Annotated in this window: 25 protein-coding genes and 1 tRNA gene; 14 read left to right on the top strand and 12 right to left on the bottom strand. The window is 59.4% G+C overall.

All coding sequences use genetic code 11. The annotated features are described in order from the left end of the window. Window positions 1-36 precede the first annotated feature (36 nt). The 3 genes from ACFE0K_RS15515 to ACFE0K_RS15505 all read right to left on the bottom strand — a co-directional run bounded on the left by ACFE0K_RS15515 (window position 37) and on the right by ACFE0K_RS15505 (window position 2159). The gene (locus ACFE0K_RS15515) at window positions 37-1530 is read right to left on the bottom strand and encodes a hypothetical protein (protein ID WP_434536924.1); all 1494 of its coding nucleotides are present in this window, start codon (window positions 1528-1530) and stop codon (window positions 37-39) included. A gap of 231 nt (window positions 1531-1761) precedes the next feature. Then, window positions 1762-1989, bottom strand: coding sequence for a hypothetical protein (locus ACFE0K_RS15510; protein ID WP_434536923.1), 228 nt, complete (start codon window positions 1987-1989; stop codon window positions 1762-1764). A gap of 83 nt (window positions 1990-2072) precedes the next feature. After that, window positions 2073-2159 (bottom strand) — tRNA-Leu (locus ACFE0K_RS15505). A 130-nt stretch (window positions 2160-2289) separates the two neighbouring features. Between ACFE0K_RS15505 and rnr the strand changes: the two genes are divergently transcribed. Both rnr and rlmB read left to right on the top strand, forming a co-directional pair. After that, window positions 2290-4707, top strand: coding sequence for a ribonuclease R (gene rnr, locus ACFE0K_RS15500; protein WP_434536922.1), 2418 nt, complete (start codon window positions 2290-2292; stop codon window positions 4705-4707). Between the two features lie 111 nt (window positions 4708-4818). Continuing rightward, on the top strand, window positions 4819-5583 hold the full coding sequence (gene rlmB / locus ACFE0K_RS15495) for a 23S rRNA (guanosine(2251)-2'-O)-methyltransferase RlmB (protein WP_434536921.1): 765 nt from the start codon (window positions 4819-4821) through the stop codon (window positions 5581-5583). Between the two features lie 158 nt (window positions 5584-5741). Here rlmB and ACFE0K_RS15490 read toward each other — a convergent pair whose 3' ends face one another. Both ACFE0K_RS15490 and ACFE0K_RS15485 read right to left on the bottom strand, forming a co-directional pair. Continuing rightward, entirely contained in the window at window positions 5742-6332 is a 591-nt protein-coding gene (locus ACFE0K_RS15490) for a hypothetical protein (RefSeq protein WP_434536920.1), read from the bottom strand. Between the two features lie 36 nt (window positions 6333-6368). Beyond that, on the bottom strand, window positions 6369-7103 hold the full coding sequence (locus ACFE0K_RS15485) for a hypothetical protein (RefSeq protein WP_434536919.1): 735 nt from the start codon (window positions 7101-7103) through the stop codon (window positions 6369-6371). A 288-nt stretch (window positions 7104-7391) separates the two neighbouring features. Here ACFE0K_RS15485 and rpsF point away from each other — a divergent pair, with 288 nt between their 5' ends. From rpsF to radA, 7 genes are all read left to right on the top strand, one after another. Beyond that, the gene (gene rpsF / locus ACFE0K_RS15480) at window positions 7392-7733 is read left to right on the top strand and encodes a 30S ribosomal protein S6 (RefSeq protein WP_035245010.1); all 342 of its coding nucleotides are present in this window, start codon (window positions 7392-7394) and stop codon (window positions 7731-7733) included. Window positions 7734-7735: 2 nt separating this feature from the next. Continuing rightward, entirely contained in the window at window positions 7736-8050 is a 315-nt protein-coding gene (gene priB, locus ACFE0K_RS15475; protein ID WP_297769819.1) for a primosomal replication protein N, read from the top strand. A 15-nt stretch (window positions 8051-8065) separates the two neighbouring features. Next, window positions 8066-8296 (top strand): 30S ribosomal protein S18, encoded by a 231-nt coding sequence (gene rpsR, locus ACFE0K_RS15470; protein WP_035245006.1) that lies wholly within the window; start codon window positions 8066-8068, stop codon window positions 8294-8296. A gap of 15 nt (window positions 8297-8311) precedes the next feature. Continuing rightward, window positions 8312-8764 carry a 50S ribosomal protein L9 gene (rplI, locus tag ACFE0K_RS15465; RefSeq protein ID WP_035245005.1) on the top strand — a complete coding sequence of 151 codons (453 nt, stop codon included), beginning with the start codon at window positions 8312-8314 and terminating at the stop codon, window positions 8762-8764. Window positions 8765-9038: 274 nt separating this feature from the next. Then, a complete protein-coding gene (gene dnaB, locus ACFE0K_RS15460) occupies window positions 9039-10433 on the top strand; it encodes a replicative DNA helicase (RefSeq protein WP_434536918.1) in 1395 nt (464 codons plus the stop codon). A gap of 94 nt (window positions 10434-10527) precedes the next feature. Then, window positions 10528-11589 carry an alanine racemase gene (gene alr / locus ACFE0K_RS15455; RefSeq protein WP_434536917.1) on the top strand — a complete coding sequence of 354 codons (1062 nt, stop codon included), beginning with the start codon at window positions 10528-10530 and terminating at the stop codon, window positions 11587-11589. Between the two features lie 231 nt (window positions 11590-11820). After that, complete coding sequence (gene radA, locus ACFE0K_RS15450; RefSeq protein ID WP_434536916.1) at window positions 11821-13188, top strand: DNA repair protein RadA; 1368 nt, start codon at window positions 11821-11823, stop codon at window positions 13186-13188. Between the two features lie 136 nt (window positions 13189-13324). Here the strand turns inward: radA and ACFE0K_RS15445 are convergent, their stop codons facing one another. The 4 genes from ACFE0K_RS15445 to ACFE0K_RS15430 form a co-directional block, all read right to left on the bottom strand. Beyond that, window positions 13325-13765, bottom strand: a complete 441-nt coding sequence (locus ACFE0K_RS15445; RefSeq protein WP_434536915.1) for a hypothetical protein — start codon at window positions 13763-13765, stop codon at window positions 13325-13327. Between the two features lie 18 nt (window positions 13766-13783). Further along, window positions 13784-14563 carry a DUF547 domain-containing protein gene (locus ACFE0K_RS15440; protein ID WP_434536914.1) on the bottom strand — a complete coding sequence of 260 codons (780 nt, stop codon included), beginning with the start codon at window positions 14561-14563 and terminating at the stop codon, window positions 13784-13786. 82 nt (window positions 14564-14645) lie between these two features. After that, window positions 14646-16790, bottom strand: a complete 2145-nt coding sequence (locus ACFE0K_RS15435; protein WP_434536913.1) for an FAD-dependent oxidoreductase — start codon at window positions 16788-16790, stop codon at window positions 14646-14648. Between the two features lie 72 nt (window positions 16791-16862). Next, entirely contained in the window at window positions 16863-17906 is a 1044-nt protein-coding gene (locus tag ACFE0K_RS15430) for a methyltransferase domain-containing protein (RefSeq protein WP_434536912.1), read from the bottom strand. A gap of 176 nt (window positions 17907-18082) precedes the next feature. Here ACFE0K_RS15430 and ACFE0K_RS15425 point away from each other — a divergent pair, with 176 nt between their 5' ends. The 5 genes from ACFE0K_RS15425 to ACFE0K_RS15405 all read left to right on the top strand — a co-directional run bounded on the left by ACFE0K_RS15425 (window position 18083) and on the right by ACFE0K_RS15405 (window position 21847). After that, on the top strand, window positions 18083-18886 hold the full coding sequence (locus tag ACFE0K_RS15425) for a phosphate ABC transporter substrate-binding protein (RefSeq protein WP_434536911.1): 804 nt from the start codon (window positions 18083-18085) through the stop codon (window positions 18884-18886). Beyond that, window positions 18855-19715: a phosphate ABC transporter permease subunit PstC gene (gene pstC / locus ACFE0K_RS15420; RefSeq protein WP_434536910.1), complete on the top strand. Its 861-nt coding sequence runs from the start codon at window positions 18855-18857 to the stop codon at window positions 19713-19715. Before ACFE0K_RS15425 ends, pstC begins: the two co-directional genes overlap by 32 nt. Then, window positions 19702-20532 (top strand): phosphate ABC transporter permease PstA, encoded by an 831-nt coding sequence (pstA, locus tag ACFE0K_RS15415; RefSeq protein WP_434536909.1) that lies wholly within the window; start codon window positions 19702-19704, stop codon window positions 20530-20532. The genes pstC and pstA overlap by 14 nt, the downstream gene beginning before the upstream one ends. Next, window positions 20532-21296 (top strand): phosphate ABC transporter ATP-binding protein, encoded by a 765-nt coding sequence (locus ACFE0K_RS15410; protein ID WP_434536925.1) that lies wholly within the window; start codon window positions 20532-20534, stop codon window positions 21294-21296. The genes pstA and ACFE0K_RS15410 overlap by 1 nt, the downstream gene beginning before the upstream one ends. 143 nt (window positions 21297-21439) lie before the next feature. After that, a complete protein-coding gene (locus ACFE0K_RS15405; RefSeq protein WP_434536908.1) occupies window positions 21440-21847 on the top strand; it encodes a hypothetical protein in 408 nt (135 codons plus the stop codon). Between the two features lie 38 nt (window positions 21848-21885). Here ACFE0K_RS15405 and ACFE0K_RS15400 read toward each other — a convergent pair whose 3' ends face one another. The 3 genes from ACFE0K_RS15400 to ACFE0K_RS15390 all read right to left on the bottom strand — a co-directional run. Then, a complete protein-coding gene (locus ACFE0K_RS15400) occupies window positions 21886-22122 on the bottom strand; it encodes a zf-HC2 domain-containing protein (protein ID WP_434536907.1) in 237 nt (78 codons plus the stop codon). After that, on the bottom strand, window positions 22116-22727 hold the full coding sequence (locus tag ACFE0K_RS15395; protein WP_434536906.1) for an RNA polymerase sigma factor: 612 nt from the start codon (window positions 22725-22727) through the stop codon (window positions 22116-22118). Before ACFE0K_RS15395 ends, ACFE0K_RS15400 begins: the two co-directional genes overlap by 7 nt. 16 nt (window positions 22728-22743) lie before the next feature. Next, window positions 22744-23020 (bottom strand): PilZ domain-containing protein (locus ACFE0K_RS15390; RefSeq protein WP_434536905.1); only part of this gene is annotated, 277 nt, incomplete at its 5' end.

The raw sequence follows: 23020 nt of genomic DNA, 5'->3' as shown, positions 1-23020 counted from the left end.
TTCGGCGGGTGACCAGGTGGACCTCGAGCCATGAATTTATCTTTGGTGACACACAAAAGGGGTATAGGCCTTGTTCAGTGTCAGGGCTCGCTCCCGGGAAGGGGTGTTCAGTGTAGAGACGTCGGCATCAGCAATGGCCTGCTCATTCAGGCTGCCGTCCGCATGGTACCACTTGTCCACCATCTCCGGATTCTCCCGGAACTCACTGCCGCCCCCGGCCCGTTTCAGGTAGTTGCGAATTTCGCCGCCGGGTTCGCTGATGTTGGCAGCATCCGGCATGCCTTGCAGGTCGATATAGCCCCAGCCTTTTGCGCCATCCACCTTGCGGGCCAGAGCGAACGTCTGGTCAATGGTGACGCCCACAGCGGCATGACATCCCATGCAAAAAAGGTTTTCTTCATGGGTCTGCGGGCGTAGCTGGCCATCATAGTCTTCAATAAAACCCTGCATGACCCAGCCCATGCCGTTTTCCATACCTTTTTCGTGAAGGTCAACGAAAGTCGGCAGCAGGCCACGGTGCTTGTCCTTGCGCTCGCGGTCATAACGGCTGCGAACATCATGGTTTTCCAGCGCCCGGATCTTGCGCATGTAGCGCAGCTCTTTCATACGTGGAGGCACGCCAATCACATCATGGTCGTCAATGCCCACATAGCGAACCGTATGCATGAGCTCGGTGCCTTGCGGGTATTGCTGAAAAGCGATGTCGATGTTGCGGGCATCTCCCAGGTATTGCTGGCGTTTTTTCAGGGTGCGAGCGATGCCTGCCACACGGCCGTCACCATTCAGGTCGGTATTGAAGCGAGTTTCATCGGTGGCGGGAATCGACAGGCTTTGCTGTTGCTTGATTGCCATTTCCAGCAACGTCAGGTTTAGCAAATAGAGCTCGCGTTGGTAGCTGCCGTCGATTTCGCGGAAGGCAGCTGGCAGTCGGATTACCACATCATCGGTGGAGCCATTGGTTGGCCAGAAGGTGCCGGGGAAGGGTTTGTAGTTAAAGGCGACCCAGTGGCTGCCGTCGCGGGCCAGTCCTTGCTCATCAAAGGCCTCGGCGGCCAGATGGTAATTATCCAGATCGGGGGTAAAGCCCTGCCAGCCCTGTTGTTTCAGGCGTGCGGCCAGGTCGCTGTAATTGTCCTGGTTGATGTAGGTGAGGATCTGCTCGTCGCTGATGCTTGCCTGCCAGTCGCGTCGATCCACGAACAGGTTGTCCCAGTGATTGGTGACGCCCACATCCGAAAACAGGTAACCGCCTTGCAGGTGCCCGTCATCGAGCTGATTCATTCTTGCCGCTTTGTCCCGATCGTAATTCTGATGACAGGTGTAGCAGGGATTGTGCTCCGCTTCGGTTTTTGTATAGCACTGTGGCGGGATGGGTGCTTCCAGATTGCCGATGCGTTCGTCAGTGACGGGGGTGCGTGATTCGATATCAACAGGCGGTAGCAGCGAATTGTCGGTGTCCCGGTCGCAACCGTACAACGACAGGGTGGCAAGGCCGAGAAGTAGCAGGGCTGGAAAGGTGTGCTGAGTCATGTTGCTTCCTGTTGATCGGGGACGCCCGCAGCCTAGTCAGTGGCAATGACAGGAAAGTGACAACATGAAGTCTGGCAGTAATAGAGATGTAGGGGGAATGAGATCAGGCTGACATGAAAGAGCGGTTTACTGGCGGACAGACAGGAAGAGGCGGTTCGCCTGATACTCGGGAGTCTGTCGGGGTTCGCCGGTGGGCGCCGAGGGCTGCTCAGTCGTTTCCCGATGCTCGGCTTACTTCCTGCGGCGGGTAATGATGATCAGTGCCACGGTGATGCCGATGACTGCCGCCGGAAACACTAACAGGTAGCGTTTGCGGTTGGCTTCTTTCTCGCGCTGGGCGTCAGCTTGCTGAATAGCGGGGTGTTTGGCGCTATCGTCGTCGGCATAGGTGGCAACCGGAGCCAGAAACAAGCTGGTGGCCAATACGAAGGCAGCGATCATGGAACGAAGGATATTCATGGCTTTCTGCACCCTGGCTCAGTGGAGACTGGTGGTGTTGGGCCTGAAACGAAAAAGGGCCCCCGTTTGGGAGCCCTTTGAATTGGTGCCGAGGAGAGGACTTGAACCTCCACGGGGTTGCCCCCACTAGCACCTGAAGCTAGCGTGTCTACCAATTTCACCACCTCGGCGTTTCGTGCTGTACCGACCCCTTCAATATAAGGTAAAGTTGCTTACCGTTTCTGGCCGGTTCACCGCGAAAGCGCGTGCATTCTAGTATATGATGGCCGGATGTCAAACCCTCTTTCCGAAAAAAATTTAATGCCCCCTAAAAAACGTTACCGTGACCCCCATGCCGATCGTGAGGCCGAAAACTACGAAAACCCTGTTCCCAGCCGGGAACTGATCCTTGAGGCGCTCAATGACCATGGCAAGCCCATGGAGTTTGAGCAAATCGCCTCCCTGCTGGAGGTGGACGAGGATGGTGAAGTCGGTCTCGAGCGCCGCCTGAAGGCCATGCTGCGTGATGCCCAACTGGTGCAGAACCGCAATGGCAAGCTGGGCGTGGTGTCCCGTATGGACCTGATCGCCGGTCGAGTTCAGGCACACAAAGATGGCTTCGGCTTCCTGATCCCCGATGACAAGACCCAGAGCGACCTGTTCCTGGGGCCCCGCCAGATGGAAAAAGTCCTGGATGGGGATCGGGTGCTGGTCAGTGATGCCGGTGTTAACCGCTTTGGCAAGAAAGAAGCCCGCATCGTAGAGATCACCGAACGGGTTGCCACCGAAGTGGTAGGCCGCTACTACCGGGAAGCCGGTATCAGCTTCCTGCAGCCGGAAAATCGCCGTATTACCCGTGAAGTGCTGGTTGAGGACAAGAATGGTCTCAAGCCCAACCCGGGCGACCATGTGCGCGCGACCATTACCCAGTACCCCAGCCGTGACCACCATGTGCTGGTGCGTCTGGAAGAAATTATTGCCACCCCGGACCAGGCCGGCATGGAAATCGAGGTGGCCCTGCGCCGTTTCGAGATTCCCCATGTCTGGCCGGACGGTGTGGAAGCCGATGCCGAACGTTTCGGTGCCGGCGTGCCCCACAAGGCCAAAGCCCATAGGGTCGATCTGCGTGATTTGCCGCTGGTTACCATCGATGATGAGACCGCCCGGGATTTCGATGACGCGGTCTATGTGGAGCGCCGCCCCCGTGGCGGCTGGCGCCTGATCGTCGCCATTGCCGATGTCAGTCACTATGTGTCGCCGGGTTCTGCCCTGGATCGGGAAGCCGCCACCCGTGGCAACTCGGTCTACTTCCCCAACCGGGTGGTGCCGATGCTGCCGGAGGCCTTGTCCAACGGCCTTTGCTCGCTGAATCCCCATGTGGATCGGCTGTGTCTGTATTGCGACATGAGGATTTCCGCCAACGGTCGTCTGACCGGGTTTGTCTTCCGTGAAGGGGTGATGCGCTCGCGGCACCGACTGACCTATAACAAGGTCGGCGCCATCATCGAAGAGCCGGATTCCCCGTTGGCCCAGGACACCGTGGCCAGCCTGGACGATGAGTCCCTGGACATGATCTGGTCGTTCCACGAAATGTTCCTGGCGCTGCGCAAGCGCCGTGCGGAACGGGGTGCCATCGACTTCGACAGCGATGACACCCGTATCATCTACGATGAAAACCAGAAGATTCAGGCCATTGTGCCGGTGACCCGCAATGTGGCGCATATTATGATCGAGGAGGCCATGCTGGCCGCCAACATCTGTTCCGCCAAATTGCTGGAAAAATCAGGCCTGCCGGCCCTGTTCCGTAACCACGAGCCCCCCAAGGAAGAGCGACTGAGCAAGTTGCAGCAATTCCTGGGTGGCCTGGGGCTGAGCCTGGGCTGGTCGGAAGGTGCGCCCAAACCCCATGTGTATCAGGACCTGCGCGAGCAGATCCTCGATCGCCCGGATCGCAACGTGATCCAGACCATGATGCTGCGCTCCATGACCCAGGCCAAATACGAAGCGGAGAACAAGGGGCACTTCGGGCTGGCCTACAAGGCTTACACCCACTTTACCTCGCCGATTCGCCGCTATCCGGACTTGCTGGTACACCGGGCCATCCGTTTCCTGATCCGTAGCGAAGCCGAGCCCAATCACGTGGATAATCCCGGCAAACTGCCGAAGATTCCCGCTGAGAAGATTATCCCCTACAGCCAGGCGGATATGGTGGCCATCGGCGAGCAGTGCTCCATGACCGAGCGCCGGGCTGACGATGCCACCCGCGATGTGGTGTCCTGGCTCAAGTGCCAGTTCATGGAATCGCATATCGGTGACGTGTTCGAGGGCGTGATCAGTGGTGTGGCTAATTTCGGTCTCTTTATCCAGCTCAATGAGCTGCATATTGATGGCCTGGTGCACGTGGCCAACCTGGATAGTGACTACTACCACTTCGACGAGGTCAATCTGACTCTCACCGGGGAAAGCAGTGGCCGCAAATTCGGGCTCGGCGATGGCGTCACCGTGCGCGTGGCGGCAGTGCATACCGAAGACCGCAAGATTGATCTGCAGTTGGAATCGTCTACTCCGTCCGGCAAGGGTCGCCCCAAGGGCGGCAGCAAGAAAGCTGGTGGCGGTAATCGCAGAGGCGGCGGCAGCGAACGGGAAAAGCTGGCCAAGGGTGATATCCCCAAGGCCAAGCCCAAACGCAAGGGGCCGCCACGCGGTAAAAAAGCGGCCCGGCGTAGCAGTAAGAGCTAGGCTGTTTTTTCCCCAGGAGCGGCGCTCTCAGTGCTCTGCGCGCGTCGCTCCTGCAGCTCCTTTGTCCCCGCCGCGTGTCCGCGTGGTGCGTATAGCGTGCAGGCGTAAATCATGAGCAAACCCCAGAAACCCCTGATGTATTCCGGCTTCCACGCGGTGGAGGCTCTATTGCGCCACCGTCCGGAGGCGGTGCTGGAGCTGTTCGTGCAGGACAGCCGTGCCGAGCGGGAGGAGCCCCGACTAGCGGCCATGATCCAGTCCGCCAAGGATTTCGGCATTGCGGTGCAGCGGGCGCGTCGGGAAGTGTTGGAAAAGCACGCCGGTCCCCAGCATCAGGGTATCGTGGCCCGGGCGCGGCCCCGCAAGCCCGGCGATGAGAGTGGTTTGCTGCAATGGCTGGACGGCAAACCCGCGCGACCCTGGCTGTTGATTCTGGAAAATGTCACCGACCCCCATAACTTGGGTGCGTGCCTGCGCAGTGCTGATGCGGCCGGGGTGGATGCGGTAATCGTACCGCGCCGCAACGCCGCCGGGCTCACGCCGGTGTCCTGTCGCACGGCGGTGGGAGCGGCGGAAAGCCTGGCCTATTACGAGGTGGGCAACCTGGCCACCCTGCTGGATCAGCTCCGCGAAAGGGGCATCTGGGTGGTGGGCACCGCGCTGGAAGAACGCAGCGAATCTCTGTTTGCCTTCCAGGCCCCGAGTGCCCTGGCAGTCGTGATGGGCGCAGAAGGTGCCGGCCTGAAACGGCTAACCCGTGAAAAGTGCGACCAGCTACTGGAAATCCCCATGGCCGGGGAGGTGCAAAGCCTGAATGTGTCCGTGGCCACCGGGGTGATGCTGTTTCACGTGCGCGCACAGCGGGAGAGCAATTAATAGTTAATAATGAATAATTAATAGTTGCGCGAGCAACGGCTTTGTTTTTTTGATGCAAGAGGCCGCGACCCAGGGATGGGCGCGGCCTCTTGCATTGGGAAAACCGCAAACCTGAATTGCCAGTTATTAATTATTCATTATTAACTCTTAATTGCCTTTTACCGCAGTTCTGCCTGATTGACGACGGTCTGACGCTCCAGTGTGGGCAGTGGTAGCGGGGTGCGGCTGACGGACAGTTCCCGCTGGATGCGTACGTTGTCCTCCAGCAGTATTTCCGGAATGTCATCGTGGTTATCGGGCAGGGCGCCGGGGACGCTGAGCGCTTTGTCGGCCAGCGTCTGGCCTGGCAGTGGCGCCAGCGGGAAGCTGATATGGGTGGTGCGGTTATAGCGAATCGGTTCCCGGTATTGCGGTTGGACATAGCCATCGGCATTGCGCACAGCGGTATCCAGGTCCTCCGGGCCGGTGACGTGGTGCCAGTCATTGGGGCTGCTGGGCCGGGGCGGGGCAATGGATTCGCCGCGGGCCAGTCTGGCTGTCAGGCGGCTCTTGCGTTGTTGCCAGGCCAGCAAGTCGGTGACGAACTGGTCCTGGCGGTTGTACTCATGAATGTCCGGTCGAGGCCCCAGTGCCTGCTTCAAGGCCTGTTGCTGGGGTTGGCTCAGCCCGCTGCTACCGGCGGCTGCGGCACCCGCCGGCAGCAGTGGCCCCAGCAGGGTCAGCAGGATGATTAAGCGGATCAGGGACATGGCGTGCTCCGGGGCCTCTTTCACATCTGCACGGGGTCAGGGCGAATTCTCGCAGCCGCTGCTCAGGCAGCTTTCCACTTCAATGAGGCCGGTGGTCAGCACTGACTCATTGTTCACATCCAGGTAAAGCATCAGATTGCCGTTGCTGGATATCTCGACGATGGCATTGGGGTTGCCGGCCATCAGGCTGGCCAGGTCTGCCTTGCGCTCTTCGCCAAACAGGTTTCGGTAAAGCTGTTCGGTGAGCAGGTTCCAGGCTTCGCCGCCATCGTTCAGCCCGTTTAGCTGCATGCCGACAATGGTCATCGGTAGCACCAGTGGGGTGTCTGATCCGGCGTTGCCGAGCAGCGTGCGGATATGCTCTCCGGCCAGGGAGTTGCCGGGCAGGGCCGGCAGACCAAAACTCTGTGACGTGGAGCGGTTATACCAGGTGCGGTTGCGCTGGTAATCAATCGGGCTCAGGCGCTCGGTGCGGGCCAGGGCACTGTCCAGGGTTTCCGGCTGATCAATCACGGTGGGGTCGCTGCTGGCCACCGGCTCCGGCTGGTAATCCTGGGGGCAGGCTGCCTGATGGGCTGCCTGATCGCGATTGGCCTGCTTGTACTGCATGACCTGCAGCAGGAAGTCCGAGTAATCCGGGTAATCCTCAAGAACCGGTTTGTCCGGTACGGCCACCGGGCTGCCACAGGGTGGCGGGGCCGATTCCTCGGCAGACAGGGGGCTCAGCAGGCATAGGCTGCACAGGCCGAAGGCCAGAGCGCTAAATTTCATGGTCGTATCCCGTTCTTGTTGTTTTCCCTTTTATTTCAGGGATTTAGGGTTAACGACGCTTCTTGTAAGCGTTTGTAGCGTTTTGTTTCTACTGAGCATACGTCCGTCTTTGCCGGATGGCAACGGATATGCCTTGAGGAAAGGGCGTGCAATGGGATAGAATCGCGCGCTTCCTGCGTCCTATAGGCTTTTAGCCTGTCGAGCAGGTCTCCTTGCTTCACCGTCCAGCATTTGGCGGATGGGAAGCTGAATTGATGCCGTGAGGTATCGCAACCGTAAGGAGCTAACATGCGTCATTACGAAGTTGTGTTCCTGGTTCACCCGGACCAGAGCGAACAGGTGCCGGCCATGATCGAGCGTTATAGCGCGATCGTGACCGATGGTAAGGGCACCATCCACCGTCTTGAAGATTGGGGCCGTCGTCAGCTGGCTTACCCGATCAACAAGATCCACAAAGCCCACTACGTGATGCTGAACATCGAATGTGACGGCGAGACCCTGGGCGAGCTGGAAAACACTTTCCGCTTTAACGATGCCGTAATCCGTCACCTTGTGATTCGTTGCGACAAGGCGGCCTCCGAGCCGTCCCCGCTAGCCAAGAATGACGAGAAGGAGGGGGCTGCCAGCTGATTTTGGAAAGCAATCGCTGTGAACTCACTGGTGTGATTGTCACGTTGGAAAAAGTGATAGTGACGCCGGCAGGGGTACCGCGCCAACGCCTGTGGCTGGAGCATCGCTCCCGGCAACTGGAAGACGGCCATCCCCGCGAAGTCCAGGCCCGCATTGCCGTGATACTGGCAGGTGGGATGACCCGACAGGCGCAGAGCCTGAAAGAGGGTCAGCGCATTAAAGTTACCGGTTGCCTGAGTCGCGCCGGTTACAAAGGTGACGCCCGGGACCGTTTGCAACTGATTGCCCAAACGCTGGACACCCTCAACCAGGATTAAAGAGGAGATTATCCAATGGCCCGTTTTTATCGCCGCCGCAAGTTCTGCCGCTTTACCGCGGAAGGTGTTGAGTACATCGATTACAAAGATCTCGACACCCTGAAAGCTTACATCACTGAAACCGGCAAGATCGTGCCCAGCCGTATTACCGGCACCAAGGCACGCTACCAGCGTCAGCTGGCCTCTGCGATCAAGCAGGCCCGCTTCCTGGCGCTGCTGCCGTACACTGACAGCCACGACAATTAAGCCGAGGGGACCATCATGCAAGTGATCCTGCTGCAAACGATCAAGAACCTGGGTGACCTGGGTGCTGTGGTGGATGTGCGTTCCGGTTACGGTCGTAACTTCCTGATTCCGCAAGGTAAAGCGTTGCCGGCTACCAAAGGCAACCTGGCCGAAGTGGAACAGCGTCGCGCCGAGCTGGAAAAGCAAGCTGCCGAGCAGCTGGCCGCCGCCCAGGAACGTGGTGAAAAACTGAACGAAGCCAGCGTGACCGTGACCTCCAAGGCCGGTGACGAAGGCAAGCTGTTCGGTTCCGTGGGTACCCGCGACATCGCCGACGCCATCACTGCTTCCACTGGTGTGGAAGTGGAAAAGGCCGAAGTGAAGCTGCCCCACGGTGCTCTGCGTAACACTGGTGAGTACGACATCGACGTGGTTCTGCACGCCGACGTGACCGTGACCATCAAGCTGGCTGTGGTTCCTGCCGAGTAATCGACAGTTGACCGACAACCGGTTTGCCCCTTTCGGGGCGCGGTGACAGAATTAGGGCATTGTCCGCAAGGGCAGTGCCCTTTTTAATGGCAGCTACAAGCTTCAAGCTGCAAGCTACAACGCGCTCAGAGCACCTCTTGAATTTGAATGCCTGCAGCCGCGCAGAAAGTATGGGCGCGGGCGAAAGCGTTTCAAAACAGGGATGCCTGCCCCCGTGTTGTAGCTTGCAGCTTGAAGCTTGTAGCTCAGCTCGAAACTGGATTTTGGTTGCCCCATGAATGATGCCCTGTCGCTGGATAAACACTTGCCGGAAAACCTCCGGGTCCCCCCCAATTCCCTGGAGGCAGAACAGGCCATTCTGGGTGGCTTGTTGCTGAATAACAGTGCCTGGGATGATGTGGCCGAGCGGATCAGCACGGAAGATTTCTATCGCAAGGAGCATCGGCAGATCTTTTCCGTTATCGGGCAACTGGTGGAAGAGGAAAAACCCTGTGACTTGGTGACTGTGTCCCAGGCGCTGACCCACCTTGACCAGCTGAGCGATGTGGGCGGCATGAACTATCTGTCCGAACTGGCGCGTAATACCCCCAGTGCGGCGAATATCAACGCCTACGCAGATATCGTCCGCGAACGCAGTATCCTGCGGCAGTTGATTCATGTATCCCAGGATGTCACCAAGAACGCGTTTACCCCCCAGGGCCGTAAGTCTCTGGAGATTCTTGATGAGGCGGAATCAGCGATCTTCCGGATCGCCGAACAGCAGAAGAAAGGGGCCGGCCCCCTGGACATCAAAACCGTGCTGAAAAAGGCGGTGGACCGCATTGATGAGCTCTACAAGCACAAGGGCTCGCTGACCGGCCTGACCACCGGTTTCGAGGAGCTGGACAAGATCACCTCCGGCCTGCAGCCCTCCGACATGGTGGTGATTGCAGCGCGTCCTTCCATGGGTAAAACCACCTTTGCCATGAACCTGTGCGAGAACGTGGCCATCAAGAACGGCAAGCCGGTGCTGGTGTTCTCCATGGAAATGCCCGCCGATGCCATCGTCATGCGGATGCTCTCGTCCCTGGGCAGAATCAATCAGAGCTCGATTCGCTCCGGTAACCTGGACAAGGATGATTGGCCGCGTATCACCTCTGCCATTCATATGCTCAGTGAGCAGAAGATTTTCATCGACGACACCGCGGCCCTGAGCCCTCTGGAAATGCGCGCCCGGGCGCGCCGGGTTGCCCGCGAATGCGGCGGCGAGCTGGGCCTGATCATGGTCGATTACCTGCAGCTAATGCAGGTGCCCGGCGTGGAAAACCGCGTCAACGAAATCTCCGAGATTTCCCGTAACCTCAAGGGGTTGGCCAAGGAAATGAACTGCCCGGTACTGGCGCTTTCCCAGCTCAACCGCTCCCTGGAGCAACGCCCCAACAAACGCCCGGTGATGTCCGACCTGCGGGAATCCGGGGCGATTGAACAGGATGCGGATTTGATCGTGTTCCTCTATCGCGATGAGGTCTACAACAAGGAAACCAACGAAAAAGGCGTGGCGGAAATCATCCTCGGCAAGCACCGGAACGGCCCCATCGGCACCGTGCGCCTGGCGTTCCGGGGTGAATTCCTGCGCTTCGACGATCTGGCACCGGAATACTATGCGCAGCTGTCTGCCATGGATGAGTGAACAAGTTGCAAGTTTCAAGATGCAAGTTGCAAGGGAAAAGCCGGTCTGGTTTTGCGTGCCAGCGTGAGGCGTGGCTGCGTGGGAGCGTCTCTTAATGAGAGGAACTCGTATCGAAATCCGCCCCGGGGCGCTCCGTCACAATGTCCGGCGGGCGAAAGCCCTGGCGGAAGGGGCCCAGGTGTTTGCCATGGTCAAGGCCGATGGTTACGGCCATGGTCTGACGGTGGCGGCGGATGCGATGGCCGGGGAGGTGGACGGCTTCGGGGTGGCGGTGCTGGAAGAAGCGCGGGCCCTGCGCGAACACGGCGTTAGCACCCCGATTCTGGTGGCGGAAGGGTTTTTCGACCGGGACGAGCTTGCGCAGGCCCGGGCGCTGTCGCTGGAAGTGGTGGTGCACTCCTCCTGGCAGGTGAGCCTGCTATTGGAAGATCCCGGTCCCCTGCGTATCTGGCTAAAGCTGAACACCGGCATGAACCGGCTGGGATTGCGCCCTGATATTGCCCAGGAAGCCGCCGGGCAACTGGCTGCCGCCGGTATGAAGCCGGTGGGAGTGATGACCCATTTTGCCTGCGCCGACGAAGCCGATGATGATCGCAGCGACACCCAGATGCGGCTGGCCGGTGAGGTCGCCGCTACCTTGGGTCTACCCCTCTCTGCGGCTAATTCCGCCGCCCTGATCCGCTACCCACATACCCGGGCCCAGCGAGTGCGGCCTGGAATTATGCTGTATGGATCGTCCCCGTTCGACTGGCAAGGCGCGGCGCAGCTGGATCTGGCGGTGAGCCATCGTTTCAGCGCACGCCTGATTGCCATCAATGAGGTCCAGCCCGGCGACACGGTGGGCTACGGCGCCACCTGGACCGCCGCGCAGCCCGGTCGCATCGGCGTAGTGGCCGTGGGCTATGGTGACGGCTATCCGCGCCACGCCCCCAGCGGCACCCCGGCTGCCGTCAACGGCCAGCCCACCGTGCTGGTGGGGCGGGTCTCCATGGATATGCTCACCATTGACCTGAACGGTATCCAGGCCGACGTCGGTGATGAGGTGGAGCTGTGGGGTGATGAAGTGGACGTGGACAAGGTTGCACGCGCCTGTGGCACCATCAGCTATGAATTGTTCTGCCAGATCACCGGTCGGCCGGAACGAACCATCGCCTGATTCGCACAGTCGGTATCATGCGGAGCCGCTGTAGGAGCGCCGCTTGAGGCGCGAAAAACCAGTTCGATTTCACCACAGAGAACACAGAGCTCTAAGAGAAAACCGGTTTATCCTCAGTGATCTCTGTGTTCTCTGCGGTAATTGATTCTTCCCTTCAGGCCTGGATTCGCGCCTCAAGCGGCGCTCCTACAGCGGCTATCGTAGAGAGTAATACACAAGAAGGACTTGTTTGTGGCCAAGAAAAAAACCGCTTTTGTCTGCACCGATTGTGGCGCTGATTTCCCCAAGTGGCAGGGGCAATGTCCGGCCTGTGGCGCCTGGAATACCCTGCAGGAATTCGTCCATGACCCGGCAACACCTATGTCGAAAGGCGCCGGTAGTCGTGGTGGTTTTTCCGGGCAATTGTCTGAGGTGCAGAACCTGGGCGAAATCGTGCTGGCGGAAACCCCGCGCATCAGTTCCAGCATGGGTGAGCTGGACCGGGTGCTGGGCGGTGGACTGGTGCCGGGCTCGGCGATCCTGATTGGCGGGCATCCCGGTGCCGGCAAATCCACCCTGTTGCTGCAAACGTTGTGCAAGCTGGCGGCCAGCCAGAAATGCCTCTATATCACCGGTGAAGAATCCCTCTCCCAGGTGGCCATGCGCGCCGACCGGCTCAAGCTGCCCAAGGAACAGCTGCGGCTGGCGGCGGAAACCGATGTGGAGCAGATTCTGGATCTGGCTCGCAAGGAGCAGCCCCGGGTGCTGGTGGTGGATTCCATCCAGGTCATGTTCCTGGCCGCCCTGCAGTCGGCCCCGGGCAGTGTGGCCCAGGTGCGTGAGTGTGCGGCGGCACTGACCCGTTTTGCCAAGCAGACCGGCACTGTGCTGTTGTTAGTGGGTCATGTCACCAAGGATGGCACCCTGGCCGGGCCCAAGGTGTTGGAGCACATGATCGACTGCTCACTGATGCTGGAAGGCTCCACGGATTCCCGTTTCCGCACCCTGCGCGGGCTGAAAAACCGTTTCGGTGCAGTCAACGAGCTGGGTGTGTTTGCCATGACCGGCGAAGGCCTGAAAGAAGTAAAGAACCCTTCCGCCATCTTCCTCAACCGTGCCGACGAGATCGCCTCCGGCTCCTTGGTGACGGTGGTCTGGGAAGGCACCCGGCCCTTGCTGGTGGAGCTGCAGGCGCTGGTGGATGCCTCCCACTTCGGCAACCCGCGCCGGGTTTGTGTGGGCCTGGAGGCAAATCGTCTCGCCATGCTGCTGGCGGTGCTGCATCGCCATGGTGGCATCCAGGTAGGGGATCAGGATGTGTTCATGAACGTGGTGGGTGGCGTCAAGGTCACCGAAACCGCCGCCGACCTGGCCCAGGTACTGGCCATTGTTTCCAGCTTCCGCGACCGGGCCCTGGGCCGTGAGCTGGTAGTGTTTGGTGAAGTGGGTTTGTCCGGAGAAATTCGGCCGGTGCCCCAAGGCCAGGAGCGTCTCTACGAAGCGGTCAAACACGGCTTCAAGAAAGCCATCGTCCCCAAAGCCAACCTGCCACGGCAGCTGCCCGAAGGGGTGGAGGTTATCGGGGTGAGTACGGTGGCGCAGGCGTTGGAATACTTGTGAGGCAGTGAACAGTTAATAGTGAACAGCTCGCGATTCTGTCTTGTGATTTATATAACGTATGAGGCCGCGACCAGACTTTGGTCGCGGCCTCATACGTTGAAAATAATAGGACCCTTAACCGCGCAGCTGTTAACTGTTAACTATGGTCTGGGTGGAGCGTCACCCGGTCCCCCTGCGCCCAGCACCAGGCATCGACAATATCGAAGAACAGGCTGACCGCGTTGACCATGACTACGGCTACGGTGAAGGCCCATTGGGTGGGGGTCAGGAAGTCGTCGCCCCAGACGCCGGCGAGTTGGCCTAGCAGGCCCAGTTCCAACGGTATCCAGGCGAGCAGGTGAACCAGGGACATGTCCTTGTTCATGCCGCCGTGGTGCCACATCAGTGGCAGATTTACCGCCAGAACCAGTAGCAGGGCCAGAGCAGTGGCTTGGCCGCTGAAGCTGCCCAGCAGCAACAGGCTGGCGCCGTTCAGGGGCATCAGGATCAGCAGCACCCAGCCCTGCAGCCACAGGGGTAGATTGCGAAAGGAATGCCAGATACCTAGCAGGCGGTGCGAAGCGGTGTTGCCTTCCATGACTCAGCTCCCGTTGGTTTATTGATTCAGTGACCAGTCATAATCCAGAAATTGAATCTTCAGCTGTTCCGCGTCCAGTGATTTTCGGTGGTTGGCGGGTATCTCCAGCGTATCCGCATACTGCAGAAGGTAATGGGACAGGCTGCCGGCGGCATCGATAAAATCGTCTTCATACCAGTCGAAAATCTTTGAGACTGCCAGGTGTGGCGGTTTTTCATTGAAGCGATTGCGCTGCCGGTCGGACAGAAAGCGGCGGGTGCTGTCGGCCAGTTGTTGTTCCAGCTCCCTGGCCCGATAGGCTTCCGGTCGCAGGGCGGGGCAGCCCACGGAGGCGCAGTTCACAGCAAAATGAATGCGCGGATCCATCAGTGCGGGGTTGCCGCGAATCATTTCATGCTCCACTTCGTCCAGGGTGCGTGCTTCGCCCAGCAGGGTAAAGAAGCGCTGATCCCAGGGGCCGGAGAAGAAGGAACCGATATCGCGGATGGAGTCGGGCAGGGTGTCCTGGCGCAGGATCAGGTCGATAGTGAAGGCATTATAGGCATTGATCAGAAAGGCCAGCTGTTTGTCCCGGCCCCAGCTCTCGAAGTCATCTTTTGAAACCTGCGAGAGAGCGCCCAGATACGCGTCGAGTGCAGACCGCTCATTGCGCAAGCCGCGATAATCAACGCTGGTGGTGACACCGCCCCGTTGCCATTGCACATGGTTATCCAGCAATGCATCCCAGCGCTGGTGATCAAAGGCCATCAGTGGGCTGGCAAGTAATAACAGTAGTGGTAGCAGTAGCCGAGCAGCCATGGGGCCTCCGGAGAAAACGATGTGAGAATCTGGTGGCGCCCGGTCTGCAAGACGAGAGAGAGCGCCTGGTGAAAACAGCAGCCTATCGTCGCCAGTTATGGAAGCGCTCTACCCACCGCAGCACGCCTTCGGGCTTGTGGGCTCTTTTCCATTCGCCGGCGGCAAACTTGTTGGCTTCCGCCATGGTCGGGTAGATGTGGATGGTGCCGAGAATCTTGTTGAGGCCCAGGCCGTGTTTCATGGCCAGAACATATTCGGCGATCAGGTCGCCGGCACCGGCGCCCACGATGGTAACGCCGAGAATCTTGTCGCTGCCCCTGGCGGTAATCACTTTCACGAAGCCGTGGTCATTGCTGTCGGCAATGGCGCGGTCCAGATCATCGATACCGTAGCGGGTGACTTCGTAATCCACGCCCTGCTGATCGGCTTCCTGCTCATTCAGCCCTACCCGGGCCACTTCCGGGTCGGTAAAGGTTGCCCAGGGAATCACCCGGTAATCTACAGTGAAGCGTTTCAATGAACCGAACAGGGCATTCACTGAGGCATACCAGGCCTGGTGGGCGGCGGTGTGGGTGAACTGGTAGGGTCCGGCCACGTCACCACAGGCATAGATGTTCGGGTAGCGGCTCTGCAGTAGCTCGTTCACGGTGACGGTGCCATTACCGTTGGTGGGCAGGTTGAGTTCATCCAGCCCCAGGCCGTCGGTATTGGCGCGACGACCCACCGCCACCAGCACTGCATCGAACACCAGGCGCTTTTCCTCGCCGTTATGGTCCACATACAGCACCTTGTCGTCGCCTTCCCGGGCAAAACGCACGGCCTTGTGTTCGGTCATCACCGCCACGCCGCTTGCCTGCAGGGAGGCGGTGACCAGGGCGGCGGCATCGTCATCTTCGCGGGGCATGATGCGCGGCAGCATTTCCACCTGCATCACCTGGCTGCCCAGGCGAGCGAAGGTCTGCGCCAGCTCACAACCGATGGGGCCGCCACCGAGCACTACCAGCCGCTTCGGTTGCTCCTGTACTTCCCAGAGATTGTCGGAGGTGAGGATGTCCATGTCCTCGATGCCGGGAATGGGCGGTACAAAGGGGCGCGCGCCAGTGGCGATGATAATGCTGCGGGCGGTGAGTGTTTCGATGTTGTCACCGTTGCGAATTTCTACTTCCCAGGGCGAGACGATACGCGCTTCGCCCTGGCGGCAATCCACCCCCAGTTCCGAGTAGCGTTCCACGGAGTCATGGGGTTCGATTTTTTCGATCACCCGATGCACCCGTGCCATCAGGTTACTGAAACGAAAATCGCTGCGGATGGCATCAAAGCCGTATTTGTCCGCTTCCTTGTCGTGCCAGGCGAGACGCGCGCTTTTGATCAATGCCTTGGACGGCACGCAGCCGGTGTTCAGGCAGTCGCCACCCATCTTGTGCTTTTCAATCAGGGTGACTTTGGCTTTCACGGTGGCAGCGATATAGGCGCTCACCAGCCCGGCGGAACCGGCGCCGATGACAATCAGGTTGCGATCAAAGTGGTCCGGTTTCTGCCAACCGCGATAGACCTTGCGGGCCTGCAGCTGTGCCATGATGAACTTGGCAATCCAGGGAAAGATGCCCAGCAATACAAAAGCGCCGATTAGTTCCGGCGAAAGCAATCCGCTGGCACTCTCTACCTGACCCAGTTGCGTGCCCGCCAGCACATAGACGGCTGTACCCGCCAGCATGCCGACTTGGCTGACCCAGTAAAAGGTGCGCACCTTGATGGGGGTCAGGCCCATGACCAGGTTGATGACAAAAAACGGAAAAGCAGGAACCAGCCGCAGGGTAAAGAGATAGAACGCCCCATCTTTTCTGACGCCGTCGTTGAGTTTTTTCAGGCGCTCACCGAAGCGCTGCTGAACCGCATCATGGAAAAGAAACCGGGACGCAAGAAAGGCCAGTGTCGCACCCATGGAGGAGGCGAACGACACCAGTACCAGGGCCACCCAGAAACCGAACAGGGCGCCGGCGGCCAGGGTCATAATGGCAGCGCCGGGCAGGCTCAAGGCAGTAACCACTACATAGATGATAAAGAAGCCGCCAAGAATCAGAGCCGGGTTTTCCTGATACAGAGCGTTAAACGAGGCCTGCTGATTCTTGATGTAATCCAGGCTCAGGTACTGACCAAGATCGAACAGGAAATAGCTGAGAATCAGGGCGGCAAAGATAACCAGTAGCAGGCCTTTCTTGACGTTCATAACAGTCTCGAGGTGATGCGTTCAAAAATTGGATGCCGTCACCGGCTGGAGATTACAGTCGGTTGAGATTGGTCAGCAGCAGGGGGCGTTATCACCGCCGGCAGTGTCGTCTTCGAAAGGCACGTTCAGCCCGCACCCTTCAAAGATGCCGTAATGGGTATCGAAGTTCCCGATAAAGGTGAAATGCTCGGCGAAGCGGCTTTTTTCCAGCATCAACCAAGTATTGCCACACACCGGAAACACCTTGCCGGTTTCAATCACATGGTGATCGTCCAGCATGAAGGCATGGGGGTGCTGCTCCACGGTGCCCCGGTAGATTACCGCCTGGCCGTAGTCCTCACAGGCCGGCTCCAGCCCCTCGATATTGAATAAACGGTAGGTGGCGGAATAAAAACGTTGTCGGCCCAGGCGGGCTTCGATGTCCGGGTTTTCGATGGTCAGCCGGCGGGACTCCACCAGGCGGGGATCGGCAAAGCCGTTCTGTTTGGCCAGATTGATAAAATCATTCCAGTACAGGGCGCCGGCCAGACATTCACCGTACAACACCGGATCGTTAAGGAGTGGTTGCGGCACGCGACGATCGGCATACACATCGGAGAAAAAGAACTCGCCGCCGGGTTTGAGCAGCCGCTTTACGTCACGTATTACCTTGGGTTTGTCAGTGCTGAGATTGATCACGCAGTTGGAAATCACAATGTCGAAGTAGCCTTCCTCCAGATCCAGTTGATCCAGCTCTTCGATATAGCCTTTCAGAAAGCGCACATTGCTTTTCGCATAGCCGAACACGTCGCGGTGGTAGTTCTGATGACGTCTTGCCACCTCCAGCTGCTCGTCGGTCATGTCCACGCCCACCACTTCCCCCTGTTCGCCGACCAGGGCGGACAGCAGGTAGACATCACGCCCGGAGCCGGAGCCCAGGTCGAGAATACGCATGCCTTTCAACTGCTGGGGTGCCACCAGACCGCAGCCGTAATAGCGCATGACCACTTCATCATGGAGCTGTGCAAGAAGGGGTTTCAGATAGGCCGGCGGCTCCTGGTCACAACAGGCATTGGTCTGCAGGTCGTCACTGGAGTGCAGCTGTTGGCCGTAGTAGTTCTGTACCTCTTCACGCATTGTTGATCCTCTGGTGGTGGCTTCGGTGTAACGTGGTTTCACTGCGTTCGGTTTAGCGCAATGAAGTAAAGATGCCATCTTTGTGTTCAGGTTACACCGACGAGCGGCCATGACTGTAATTATTGCGTCAAGATGGCATCCAAGACGACAGTAAAAAGTGAACACAAGGACAAGAGATGCAGCGGACAATGTGGGGCGCTCTATTGCTCGTACTGGCAATCACGGGCTGCCAGCCGGCAACGGACAAGTTGGTGATTACCGGTTCCAGCACCATCGCGCCGCTGATGGCCGAGCTGGCTGAACGTTTTGAGGCGCAGACCGGGGTGCAGGTGGATGTGCAGAGCGGTGGTTCCGGTCGCGGCATCAGCGATGTGCGCCAGGGGCTGGCGGATCTGGGCATGGTCAGCCGTGCGTTGAAACAGGACGAGCAGGACCTGACCGGTCATGTGATAGCCCGTGATGGTATCGCCCTGATTGTGCACGCAGAGAATCCGGTGGCGCCGCTTACCCGGGACCAGATTATCGCCATTTACACCGGAACGCTGGACAGCTGGTCGTCACTGGGCGGCGCAGATCGGCCCATTACCGTGGTGCACAAGGCCGACGGGCGATCGACGCAGGAGCGCTTTCTTGAACACTTTGGCCTGGATAACGATCAGATCCGGGCGGACCTGGTGATTGGTGAAAACCAGCAGGGGATCAAGGCGGTGGCCGGCGACCCGTATGCCATTGGCTATGTCTCCATTGGTACGGCGGTTTATGAGGCGGACCATGGCGTGCCACTGCGGTTGTTACCGCTGCAGGGCGTGCCGGCCAGCCTGGCGACCCTGCAGCAGGGCGATTACCCGTTAAGCCGCGAACTGAACCTGGTCAGCCAGGGTGAACTACAGGCCCAGGCAAAGGCGCTGCTGGATTTCATCACCGACCCGGCCCAGGCCGAGATATACCGTGCTTACTACTTCCTTCCCGCCACGCGCTGACCGGCTGCTGAGCTGGGGGTTGCGGCTGGCCGGCGCTGCGGCCGTGCTGGTGCTCGGCGGTATCGTGCTGGTACTGCTGATCCAGTCCGCGCCATTTCTGTTTGACCATGGCAGTGGCCTGTGGCGCAACGACTGGCAACCCGGCCAGGCCCGTTATGGCATGGCGGCCATGGTGGCCGGTTCTATCGTGGTGAGTGTGCTGGCGCTGCTGATGGCCGGGCCGTTGGCGGTATTGCTGGCTGCCTGGTTGCGATATTTCGCCCCGGCATTGCGCCGGCCGACGCTGGCGCTGGTGGAGTTGATGGCCGGCATTCCCTCGGTGGTGTATGGCCTGTGGGGGATGCTGGTACTGGTGCCCTGGCTTAATCAGTGGGCACCGCCGGGGGCCTCCTGGCTGGCGGCTTCGCTGGTATTGGCCCTGATGATTCTGCCGCTGGCATTGCTGGTCACCGATACGGCCCTGGGCCAGTTGCCCGTTCGCTACCTGCAGGCCGGGCAGGCGTTGTCCCTGTCCCGGGTGGGTATGCTGCGCCGGGTCCTGTTGCCCCAGGCCGGCCCCTCCATTGTCAGTGGGCTGGTGCTGCAATTCGGTCGTGCTCTCGGGGAAACCATGGCGGTATTGATGGTGGCGGGCAATGTGGTGCAGTGGCCTGGCTCGCTGTTCGACCCGGTACGGACATTAACCGCCAATATCGCCCTGGAAATGGCCTATGCCACTGGCGACCATCGAGTGGCACTGTTTGCCAGCGGGCTGTTGCTGTTGCTGGTTACCGCGCTGTTGCTGCTGCTGAGTTGGCGGTTGCGGGGGGACAAGCATGCGCTGGCCTGATCGTCTTGCGGCAGTGACTGGGGCATTGCTGTTGCTGGCGGTGCTGGTGCCCATGGGGTTGATGCTGTGGTCTCTGATGGCGCAGGGCAGTGATGTGCTATCCGTCGACTTTCTCTTGGAGGATCCGAGCCAGGCTGGCCGTGCCGGCGGTATCGCGGCGTTGTTGATCAGCACCGGCTGGATTCTGGCGGTGTGTTTGCTGGTGGCCGTGCCGCTGGGGCTTGGCTGTGCGCTCTATCTCAGTGAACAGGTGCCGGCGGGTACCCGTCGGGCGCAATGGTTGGGCGGGGTGCTGGATATGCTGGCGGCAGTGCCCTCTATCGTTTACGGCCTGTTCGGCTACCAGTTTTTCGCCATCAGCCTGGGGCTGGGGTTTTCCATCCTCAGTGGTGGCCTGGCATTGGCGCTGATGGTGCTGCCCCTGATGATCCGCAGCGCCGAGCAGGCCCTGCGGGCGGTGCCGCTGTCTTATCGGCAGGCAGGTGAGGCGCTTTCGATCAGCCGCTGGGGCTGGGTAAAACGCATCCTGATACCGCAGGCTGCGCCGGGGATTGCGGTGGGGATTATTCTCAGCATCGGCCGGGCATTGGCGGAAACCGCCGTGCTGTTGTTCACCGCCGGCTATGTGTTGCGCCGGCCGGACTCGGTGATGGATTCCGGTCGCGCGTTGAGTGTGCATATCTACGATCTGGCCATGAACGTGCCCGGTGGCATGCCGCGGGCGGCGGCCACCGGTCTGGTGCTGGTGGCCATTCTGGTGATACTGAATCTGCTGGTGCGGCGCTGGCTGCGCCCGGCACAAGGAGTGCTGTATTGATGATGCCCCCTTCGTTGGAACTGCAAGGCGTGTGTGTGCATTACGGCAATCAGGCGGCCATTGAACAGGCCAGCCTTACCGTGGGCGGTGGCGAGCTGATGGCACTGGTCGGGCCTAGTGGCTGTGGCAAGAGCAGCCTGCTGGGCAGTATCAATCGTATGACCGACAGTATTCCCGGGTGTTGGGTCAGTGGTCGCGTGTTGCTGGATGGAGACGTTATTTCTGCTCGCAGCGACCCGGCAACACTGCGTCGCCAGATCGGCATGGTGTTCCAGCAGCCCAATCCCTTTCCGTTGTCGATTATCGATAATCTGCGTTTCCCTCTGTCGGAACACGGCGTGCCTCGCCGCGAGCGTGATGGCTGTGCGGAACAGGCCCTGCGCGCGGTGGGGTTGTGGGAGGAAGTGAAGGGGCGCTTGCATCAATCGGCCCTGGGCCTGTCCGGCGGTCAGCAGCAGCGCCTGTGTATTGCCCGGGCGTTGGTGCTGGAACCTCAGGTGTTGCTGCTGGACGAGCCCTGCTCGGCGCTGGATCCGGTATCCTCGAAAGTGGTGGAGGAGTTGATCGTCTCCTTGAAGGGCCGCTATACCCTGCTAATGGTGACTCATAATCTGGCTCAGGCCAGGCGTATCGCTGACAGTGTGACGGTATGCTGGGTCGAAGCGGGGTGTGGTTGCGTGGTGGAATCCAACGCCTGCCGTCAGGTATTTGAACACCCCAGCCACCCGATTACCGCCGCGTATTGTGCCGGGGAAGCCGGGTAGCGCTATGGCCGCCGTTTGCTGGCTGGCAGCCGCTGGCATGACGATCGGATTCAGGGTTCCTGACATTGACCCTGTAACACGCTCAGGTTTGTGGCATCACTTGTGCTAACCAGAAACCTTGCCGGGGAAAAATGATGGATCGGATGGATGATATCTGGCGTTCGTTACGCAGTTTGCCACTGTGGGTGCAGGTTTGGGTGGTAGGCATTCTTGTGCCGGTGAATGGCTTGCCATTTTTCCTGCTTGATACCCGAGTGGGGGTAGCCGCCAGCCTGGCGGCGTTGTTCGTGGTAGTGACCAATGTGCCGCTGATGTGGATTTACAGGGGCATGAACAAGGTGTTGTCGATCCCTCATCTGATTGCCTGGGTTCCATTGGCAATCTATCTGCTGGTATTGCTGTCCGATAGCGGCTTCCGTTCGGAGGCAGGTGCGACAGAGGTGGGGCTGGCGATACTGCTGCTGATCATCAACGGCATCAGCCTGGGCTTCGATGTGATGGACAGCATCAAGTGGGTAGCGGGTGACCGGGCGACACCGGGATTAAAATAACGCAGAGGTTGTGACCGGGAAAAACAGGGGGCGAGGCATCAGGGCTGATTTTGTGGAGAATCCAGCTTTTTGAGAATGTCCTCAATAGCGGCTTCTTCCAAGGGCTGCTTGTCGCGTGGCAAAAAACCAAGCATGGCACGAAGCTGGCGTACATAGCGCCGGCAATGGTGGCACATCATCAGGTGCAGGCGTAGAGCGAAGCGCTCGCGACGGCTGATCGGCGTGCCATCAACCAATGCATCTGCCTTTTCAACGAGGTGCTGGCATTTCAGCATTCGCCTGTCTCCTGAAAGTGATCCACCATTTCGAATAAACGGGCTCTTGCCCGGTGAAGTAATACTCGAACATTGGATGCACTGATTTCCAGCATGTTACAAACATCGTCCGCAGGCAGGCCTTGCATGTCGCGCAGCTCCAGCACCAGGCGCTGGCTGTCGGGCATGAAATGCAGGTGTTTTTCCATACAGCGGCGCAGTTCTTCGCGGGTCAGCAGGTTGTCCGGGCTGGACAGTTCCCAGTGCTGCGGCGGGTGCTGCCAGTGGCCGTCGCCGTGGAAGCGATGCGCCAGTGCGTCAGGGTCATTGGTGGGATCAAATTGAATTTCCCGGCCACGCTTCCGGATCATCATTTTTGCCTGGTTGATCACGATGCGTGTCAGCCAGGTGCGTAACAGGCTGCGCCCTTCGAATTTTGCGATCGCTCGATGCGCGGCTATCCAGGCATCCTGCACGGCCTCTTCGGCATCAGCCGGGCTGAGCAACGTGCGGGCAGTAGCCAGCAACATATTGTGATGGGCCTTGACCAGCTGCCCGAACGCCGCCCGGTCTCCCAGACGTAGCCGGTCGATGAATTGGGAGTCTTCAAACGGGGTATCGGCCATTGGTGGTTCCGGTTAGCTAGCGCGGTAGCAGGTCGCTGGGGTTGTCTTCGCCTTCATCCCCCTGGTGCAGCATGACCAGGCGACGCAGATGCTGCATGTCGTCAACGGACGGGTGGCTGAACATGATGCCGATTTCCAGGCCCTGCTGGCGTTTCACTGTGACGGGCAGGGGCAGCTGAATGTCCGAGTCTTCCAGGGTGATAGTCACGGTGACCGGCGAGGCATCAGGCAGGGCCAGCGGGTGGGTGCTGTGGACCTGGGGGACCAGTACGGGCCGGTCCGCCAGTTCTACC

It is taken from the genome of Alcanivorax sp. (assembly GCF_051117345.1).
In the GTDB taxonomy this organism is placed as follows: Bacteria; Pseudomonadota; Gammaproteobacteria; order Pseudomonadales; family Alcanivoracaceae; genus Alcanivorax.
Note: the sequence above shows the minus strand (reverse complement) of the source record. Positions and strands in the feature narration are given on the sequence as shown.

Bases quoted from the DNA above. Each gene is read 5' to 3' on its own strand.
- pstA (WP_434536909.1), top strand. From the start codon at position 19,702: ATGCGCTGGCCTGATCGTCTTGCGGCAGTGACTGGGGCATTGCTGTTG.
- ACFE0K_RS15430 (WP_434536912.1), bottom strand. From the start codon at position 17,906: ATGCGTGAAGAGGTACAGAACTACTACGGCCAACAGCTGCACTCCAGT.
- ACFE0K_RS15410 (WP_434536925.1), top strand. From the start codon at position 20,532: ATGATGCCCCCTTCGTTGGAACTGCAAGGCGTGTGTGTGCATTACGGC.
- ACFE0K_RS15445 (WP_434536915.1), bottom strand. From the start codon at position 13,765: ATGGAAGGCAACACCGCTTCGCACCGCCTGCTAGGTATCTGGCATTCC.
- rpsR (WP_035245006.1), top strand. From the start codon at position 8,066: ATGGCCCGTTTTTATCGCCGCCGCAAGTTCTGCCGCTTTACCGCGGAA.
- ACFE0K_RS15440 (WP_434536914.1), bottom strand. From the start codon at position 14,563: ATGGCTGCTCGGCTACTGCTACCACTACTGTTATTACTTGCCAGCCCA.
- ACFE0K_RS15405 (WP_434536908.1), top strand. From the start codon at position 21,440: ATGGATGATATCTGGCGTTCGTTACGCAGTTTGCCACTGTGGGTGCAG.
- dnaB (WP_434536918.1), top strand. From the start codon at position 9,039: ATGAATGATGCCCTGTCGCTGGATAAACACTTGCCGGAAAACCTCCGG.
- rpsF (WP_035245010.1), top strand. From the start codon at position 7,392: ATGCGTCATTACGAAGTTGTGTTCCTGGTTCACCCGGACCAGAGCGAA.
- ACFE0K_RS15510 (WP_434536923.1), bottom strand. From the start codon at position 1,989: ATGAATATCCTTCGTTCCATGATCGCTGCCTTCGTATTGGCCACCAGC.
- rnr (WP_434536922.1), top strand. From the start codon at position 2,290: ATGCCCCCTAAAAAACGTTACCGTGACCCCCATGCCGATCGTGAGGCC.
- ACFE0K_RS15515 (WP_434536924.1), bottom strand. From the start codon at position 1,530: ATGACTCAGCACACCTTTCCAGCCCTGCTACTTCTCGGCCTTGCCACC.
- ACFE0K_RS15395 (WP_434536906.1), bottom strand. From the start codon at position 22,727: ATGGCCGATACCCCGTTTGAAGACTCCCAATTCATCGACCGGCTACGT.
- ACFE0K_RS15425 (WP_434536911.1), top strand. From the start codon at position 18,083: ATGCAGCGGACAATGTGGGGCGCTCTATTGCTCGTACTGGCAATCACG.
- ACFE0K_RS15435 (WP_434536913.1), bottom strand. From the start codon at position 16,790: ATGAACGTCAAGAAAGGCCTGCTACTGGTTATCTTTGCCGCCCTGATT.
- ACFE0K_RS15485 (WP_434536919.1), bottom strand. From the start codon at position 7,103: ATGAAATTTAGCGCTCTGGCCTTCGGCCTGTGCAGCCTATGCCTGCTG.
- ACFE0K_RS15490 (WP_434536920.1), bottom strand. From the start codon at position 6,332: ATGTCCCTGATCCGCTTAATCATCCTGCTGACCCTGCTGGGGCCACTG.
- alr (WP_434536917.1), top strand. From the start codon at position 10,528: ATGAGAGGAACTCGTATCGAAATCCGCCCCGGGGCGCTCCGTCACAAT.
- rlmB (WP_434536921.1), top strand. From the start codon at position 4,819: ATGAGCAAACCCCAGAAACCCCTGATGTATTCCGGCTTCCACGCGGTG.
- rplI (WP_035245005.1), top strand. From the start codon at position 8,312: ATGCAAGTGATCCTGCTGCAAACGATCAAGAACCTGGGTGACCTGGGT.
- ACFE0K_RS15400 (WP_434536907.1), bottom strand. From the start codon at position 22,122: ATGCTGAAATGCCAGCACCTCGTTGAAAAGGCAGATGCATTGGTTGAT.